This is a genomic window from Variovorax sp. P1_H2 (assembly GCF_056405295.1).
The window spans coordinates 24668-31406 of the sequence record NZ_JBFUCJ010000090.1; the positions used below are offsets into that span (position 1 = coordinate 24668).

A 6739-nucleotide genomic window follows, 5' to 3' on the forward strand; every position below is an offset into this window, starting at 1 on the left:
TACCACGAGGCGAAACACCCCTCAAGTAGACTTACGCGCGTCAAAAACGACTGCCCGCGGCCCTGCCCGCCGCGGGCAACCCGCACATCCGCCAAGCACCAGAGGTCACACAATGGCTAACGCTCAATCCAAGATCATCTACACCCTCACCGACGAGGCGCCGCTGCTGGCCACGGCTTCGCTGCTGCCCGTCATTCAGGCGTTCGCCGCGCCGGCGGGGATCGACGTCGCCACCAGCGACATCTCGGTGGCAGCCCGTGTCCTGGCCGAGTTCCCCGAGTTCCTGACCCCCGAGCAGCAGGTGCCCGACAACCTGGCCGAACTCGGCCGCCTGACCCAGCTGCCCGAAACCAACATCATCAAGCTGCCCAACATCAGTGCCTCGGTGCCCCAATTGGTGGCGGCCATCAAGGAGCTGCAGGCGCGCGGCTACAAGATCCCGGACTACCCCGAAGACCCCAGGACCGACGAACAGAAGGCGCTGCTCGCGCGCTACTCCAAGGCCCTGGGCAGCGCGGTCAACCCGGTGCTGCGCGAAGGCAACTCCGACCGCCGCGCCCCTGCCGCGGTGAAGCGCAACGCGCGCAAGAACCCGCATTCGATGAGCAAGTGGAGCCCGGCCTCGCGCACCCACGTCTCGCACATGCACGGCGGCGACTTCTATGCCGGCGAGAAGAGCATGACGCTCACCAAGGCCCGCGACGTGCAGATGGACCTGGTCACCCAGAGCGGCCAGACGATCGTGCTGAAGAAGAAGGTCGCGCTGCTCGAGGGCGAGATCATCGACAGCATGTTCATGAGCAAGAAGGCGCTGCTCAAGTTCTATGAAGACGAGATGGAAGACGCCCGCGAGACCGGCGTGATGTTCTCGCTGCACGTCAAGGCGACCATGATGAAGGTCTCGCACCCGATCGTCTTCGGCCACGCCGTGAAGGTCTTCTACAAGGACGCCTTCGCCAAGCACGGCAAGCTGTTCGACGAACTGGGCGTCAACGTCAACAACGGCCTGTCGAGCGTCTACGACAAGATCGCCGACCTGCCGACCTCGCAGCGCGACCAGATCATCAAGGACCTGCACGCCTGCCACGAACACCGCCCCGAGCTGGCGATGGTCGACTCGGCCAAGGGCATCACCAACCTGCACGCGCCCAACGACGTGATCGTCGACGCCTCGATGCCCGCGATGATCCGCCTGGGCGGCAAGATGTGGGGCCCGGACGGCCGTCCGAAGGACACCAAGGCCGTGATGCCCGAGAGCACCTTCGCCCGCATCTACCAGGAGATGATCAACTTCTGCAAGACCAACGGCGCCTTCGACCCCGTGACCATGGGCACCGTGCCCAACGTCGGCCTGATGGCGCAGAAGGCCGAGGAATACGGCTCGCACGACAAGACCTTCGAGGTCCCCGAAGATGGCGTGGCCCGCATCGTCGACATCGCGACCGGCGAGGTGCTGCTCGAGCAGAACGTCGAGACCGGCGACATCTGGCGCATGTGCCAGGTCAAGGATGCCGCGATCCGCGACTGGGTCAAGCTGGCCGTGAACCGCGCGCGCCTGTCGGGCATGCCGGCCGTGTTCTGGCTCGACGAGTACCGCCCGCACGAGGCCGAACTCATCAAGAAGGTCCACACCTGCTTGAAGGACTACGACACCAAGGGCCTCGACATCCAGATCATGTCGCAGGTGCGCGCCATGCGCTACACGCTCGAGCGCGTGATCCGCGGCAAGGACACCATCTCGGTCACCGGCAACATCCTGCGCGACTACCTGACCGACCTGTTCCCGATCATGGAACTCGGCACCAGCGCCAAGATGCTGTCGATCGTGCCGCTGATGGCCGGCGGCGCGATGTTCGAGACCGGCGCCGGCGGCTCGGCACCGAAGCACGTCAAGCAGCTGGTCGAAGAGAACCACCTGCGCTGGGACTCGCTCGGCGAATTCCTGGCGCTGGCCGTGTCGCTCGAGGACCTGGGCCAGAAGACCGGCAGCAAGAAGGCCAAGATCCTGGCCGAGACGCTCGACACCGCCACCGGCATGCTGCTCGACAACAACAAGGGCCCGTCGACCAAGACCGGCGAACTCGACAACCGCGGCAGCCACTTCTACCTGGCGCTGTACTGGGCCCAGGCCCTGGCTGCGCAGACCGAGGACAAGGCGCTGCAAGCGCACTTCGCGCCGCTGGCCAAGTCGCTGTCGGAGAACGAGCAGAAGATCGTGCAGGAACTCAAGGCGGTGCAGGGCCACCCGGCCGACATCGGCGGCTACTACATGCCCGATCCGAAGAAGACCGAGGCCGTGATGCGGCCGAGCGCCACCTTCAACGCGGCGCTGGACGCAGTGGGCGCCTGAGCATCCCCTGGCCCGTTGCCGGCGACCTCGAGGGTCGTCGGCGACCCGCATCCGGGCCCGCTTCGGCGGGCCTTTTGCATGGCGCTGCGGTGCTACTTCGAGAACAAGGGTGGACGGGCCGCGACGACCGGCATCTCGAGCCCCAGCGCACGCCCCATGCGCTGCAACTCTCCGGACAGCCGCCGGACCTCGGCCAGCGCGGCCGTGTCGCCGGCCTGAAAGCGGTTGAACTCCCTGACAAAGGCATCGGTGACCTCGGTCCACCGTTGGAACGCTGCGTTGTCTGCGGGGAGTGGAGAGTCCATTGGGTTGCTCTAAGCCGGCAATTGCCTCATGGACCGCAATAGTGAACGAAATCAAAACTTAAGTACACAACAATCTGCAAATTGTTGTGTCATCCCCAAAACGGGCGATGTCCGGCCTGCAACGCAGCGCTACGGTGCAAGCGCTGTCACCTCATCGCGGCGCGGTCGCTCGGCGGCCCCGCCCGCGCTCCCCCGCAGGCGACCCAGGATACCGGGCGCCTGCGGCGGTGCTTGATCAGGCCGCGCCGATGCCCGCCACCAGGTGCTCGACCGGCCGCCCGCCCCTGAGCGCTGCCGTGAAGGCCAGCATGCGGTCGATCGGCACGCGCGCGCGGCGCCCGAGCGCCGGCTCGACGTGCACCTCGCCCGCGCCCGTCTCCAGCACCTGCGCAAGGCCGGCCAGGCCGTTCATCGCCATCCACGGGCAGTGCGCGCAACTCTTGCACGTCGCCGCGTTGCCGGCGGTGGGCGCCTCGATGAAGGTCTTGCCCGGATTCAGCGCGCGCAGCTTGTGCAGCATGCCGCTGTCGGTGGCGACGATGAACTCGCGCGCCTCCATGCGCTGCGCCGCGCTCAGGATGGCCGAGGTCGAACCGACCGCATCGGCCAGCGCGATGACGTCGGCCGGGGCCTCGGGATGCACCAGCACGCGGGCCGCCGGATGCTCCTTCTTCAGCAGCTCGAGCTCGAGCGCCTTGAACTCGTCGTGCACGATGCAGGCGCCGCCCCAGCTCACCATGTCGGCACCGGTCTCGCGACGGATGTAGTCGCCCAGATGCCGGTCGGGCGCCCACAGGATCTTCTTGCCCTGCGCGGTCAGCGCCCGCACCACGTCCAGCGCGCAGCTCGAGGTGACCAGCCAGTCGGCCCGCGCCTTCACGGCGGCGCTGGTGTTGGCGTACACCACGACCGTGCGGTCGGGGTGCTGGGCGCAGAAGCGCTCGAATTCGTCCGCCGGACAGCCAAGGTCGAGCGAACAGGTGGCGTCGAGGTCGGGCATCAGCACCCGCTTCTCGGGCGACAGGATCTTGGCGGTCTCGCCCATGAAGCGCACGCCCGAGACGACCAGCGTGCGCGCCGCATGGTCGCGGCCGAAGCGCGCCATCTCGAGCGAATCGCTGACCATGCCGCCGGTCTCCTCGGCCAGGTCCTGCAGGTCGGGATGCACGTAGTAGTGCGACACCATCACCGCATTGCGCTCGCGCAGCAGGCGGCGGATGCGCGCCTTCAGCGCCTCGCGCTCCGCCGGGCCCGGCTCGGCAGGCACACGGGCCCAGGCATGGCGGGTGTCGCAGGCCGTGCTGCCGTCTGCGGCGGCGAGCGGCTGCTCGTAGTCGACATCGATCACCGGAAGCGTCATGGCCAGTGTCATGGTTCAGGCCTCCTGGAACCGCATCGAGAAATCGATCGCCTTGACGTCCTTGGTCAGGGCGCCGATGGAGATACGGTCGACCCCGGTCTCGGCCAGCGCGCGCAAGGCATCGAGCGTCACGCCGCCCGAGATCTCCAGCATGGCACGGGCAGCGCCGGCCGCGTCGTTGCGGCGCACCGCCTCGCGCAGCGTCGGCAGGTCCATGTTGTCCAGCAGCAGCATGCGGGCGCCGTTGGCCAGCGCCTCGTCGAGTTGTGCCAGGGTCTCGACCTCGATCTGCACGAACTTCGCCCGGCTCGCGACCTCGGCCGCGGCGCGCAAGGCCGCGCTGACGCCGCCGGCTGCGACGATGTGGTTCTCCTTGATCAGCACCGCGTCGTAGAGGCCGATGCGGTGGTTGACGCCGCCGCCGATGCGCACCGCGTACTTCTGCGCCAGGCGCAGGCCGGGCAGGGTCTTGCGGGTGTCGACGATCTGCGCCCGCGTGCCGCGCACGGCATCGACGTGGGCCGCGGTCTTGGTCGCCACCGCGCTCAGCAGTTGCAGGAAGTTGAGCGCGGTGCGCTCGGCCGTGAGCAGCGCCCGGGCAGCGCCGGAGATCTCGAGCACGGTCTGGTCGGCCGCGCAGCGGGCGCCTTCCGCGACATGCCACACGATCCGTGCGTCGGGATCCAGGTGGCGGACGACCGCCTCGACCCAGGGCGCGCCGCACAGCACGGCGGGCTCGCGGGCGAGGACCCGCGCGGAGGCGCGGCGATCGGAGGCAATCAGCGAGGCGGTGAGATCGCCGCCGCCAACATCTTCATCGAGGGCCCGCAGCGCATCAGCGCGCACCACGGCGGCCCATTCGGCGGAGGAAAAATCGAGGGTACTGTCCATCATCATCATCGGTCGCGAGGCCACGCACATGCAGCGAATGGGCGCGATCGTAGCAGCGATGCCACAGCGATGCCGGTGCAGGGTCGGCTCGCAAAATGCACGCAGGCGTAGCGCAAGAGTCGGTTATGGTTCGCCCCGTTTGTGAACCGAACCAAGAGCGACGACCTGTGATTTCTCATGAATTCGACGTGCTCATCGTCGGCAGCGGCCTGGCCGGATTGAGCACCGCATTGCACCTGGCGCCCACGCATCGCGTGGCCATCATCACCAAGCGCGCCCTGCTCGACGGTGCCAGCCAGTGGGCGCAGGGCGGCATCGCCGCGGTGCTCGCCGAAGGCGACAGCGTGCAGTCGCACGTCGACGACACGCTGGTCGCCGGCGCCGGGCTCTGCGACCTGGCCGCCACGCGCTTCGTGGTCGAGCATGCGCCCGAAGCCATCGCCTGGCTGCGCGATCTCGGCGTGCCCTTCTCGCTCGAGGACGGCGCGCTGCACCTGACGCGCGAAGGCGGCCACAGCCAGCGCCGCATCGTGCACGCGGCCGACGCCACCGGCGCCGCGGTCCAGCGCACGCTGATCGAGCAGGTGCGGCGCACGCCGAACATCACGCTGTTCGAGCAGCACACGCTGGTCGACCTGATCACCGGCCGCAAGCTCGGGCTGGCCGACAACGCCTGCCTCGGCCTCCATGCACTCGACGAGGCCACCGACGAGGTGCTGACCTTTGGTGCGCCGCACACCGTGCTGGCCACCGGCGGCGCCGGCAAGGTCTACCTCTACACGAGCAACCCCGACACGGCCACCGGCGACGGCATCGCGGCGGCCTGGCGCGCGGGCTGCCGCGTGGCGAACATGGAGTTCATCCAGTTCCATCCGACCTGCCTGTACCACCCCGATGCCAAGTCCTTCCTGATCAGCGAGGCGGTGCGCGGCGAAGGCGGGCGGCTCTTGCTCCCGGACGGCACCCGTTTCATGCCCGGGCACGACGAGCGCGCCGAACTCGCGCCGCGCGACATCGTGGCGCGCGCCATCGACTTCGAGATGAAGAAGCACGGCCTCGACTGCGTGCACCTCGACATCTCGCACCAGAGCCCGGCCTTCCTGCAGGAACACTTCCCGAACATCCTGGCGCGCTGCGCCGAGCTCGGCATCGACATCACGCGCGAACCGATCCCGGTGGTGCCGGCCGCGCACTACACCTGCGGCGGCGTGCTCACCGACCTCGCGGGCCGCACCGACGTGCCCGGCCTCCACGCCATCGGCGAGACCGCCTGCACCGGGCTGCACGGCGCCAACCGGCTGGCCAGCAATTCTCTGGTCGAGTGCATGGTGTTCGCGCGCGCCGCCGCGCAGGCGATCGCCGAAGCGCCGCAGCGCCCGCGCGCCGAGCTGCCCGCCTGGGACGACAGCCGCGTCACCGACGCCGACGAGACCGTGGTCATCTCGCACAACTGGGACGAGCTGCGGCGCTTCATGTGGGACTACGTGGGCATCGTGCGCACCAACAAGCGGCTCGAGCGGGCGGCGCACCGCATCGCGCTGCTGCAGGGCGAGGTGCAGGAGTTCTACGGCCACTTCCACGTCACCCGCGACCTGCTCGAGCTGCGCAACCTGGTGCAGGTGGCCGAGCTGATCGTGCGCTCGGCCCAGGCGCGGCGCGAAAGCCGCGGGCTGCACTTCAGCCGCGACTATCCGGCGCTCGCCGCGCCCGCGGCACCGACCATCCTCGTGCCGCCGGCCGGCTGACACCTTCCCTTTTCTCGCACAAAGAAGGAGCTTCACACCATGTTCCGCACCCTGCTCAAGTCCAAGATCCACCGTGTCGCCGTCACCG

At 68.5% G+C, this 6739-nt stretch carries 5 protein-coding genes; 2 read left to right on the plus strand and 3 right to left on the minus strand.

Translation table 11 applies throughout. From position 1 onward, the window contains the following. Positions 1–112 precede the first annotated feature (112 nt). Positions 113–2350 carry an NADP-dependent isocitrate dehydrogenase gene (locus AC1D2E_RS25460; RefSeq protein WP_478199979.1) on the plus strand — a complete coding sequence of 746 codons (2238 nt, stop codon included), beginning with the start codon at positions 113–115 and terminating at the stop codon, positions 2348–2350. A gap of 92 nt (positions 2351–2442) precedes the next feature. Here the strand turns inward: AC1D2E_RS25460 and AC1D2E_RS25465 are convergent, their stop codons facing one another. From AC1D2E_RS25465 to nadC, 3 genes are all read right to left on the minus strand, one after another. Further along, a complete protein-coding gene (locus AC1D2E_RS25465) occupies positions 2443–2655 on the minus strand; it encodes a hypothetical protein (protein ID WP_478199980.1) in 213 nt (70 codons plus the stop codon). Between the two features lie 235 nt (positions 2656–2890). Next, the gene (nadA, locus tag AC1D2E_RS25470) at positions 2891–4015 is read right to left on the minus strand and encodes a quinolinate synthase NadA (protein WP_478199983.1); all 1125 of its coding nucleotides are present in this window, start codon (positions 4013–4015) and stop codon (positions 2891–2893) included. A gap of 15 nt (positions 4016–4030) precedes the next feature. Next, positions 4031–4906: a carboxylating nicotinate-nucleotide diphosphorylase gene (gene nadC / locus AC1D2E_RS25475; RefSeq protein WP_478199981.1), complete on the minus strand. Its 876-nt coding sequence runs from the start codon at positions 4904–4906 to the stop codon at positions 4031–4033. Positions 4907–5031: 125 nt separating this feature from the next. On the opposite strand from nadC, the gene nadB reads away from it, so the two are divergent. Beyond that, positions 5032–6651: an L-aspartate oxidase gene (gene nadB / locus AC1D2E_RS25480; protein WP_478199982.1), complete on the plus strand. Its 1620-nt coding sequence runs from the start codon at positions 5032–5034 to the stop codon at positions 6649–6651. Positions 6652–6739 lie beyond the last annotated feature (88 nt).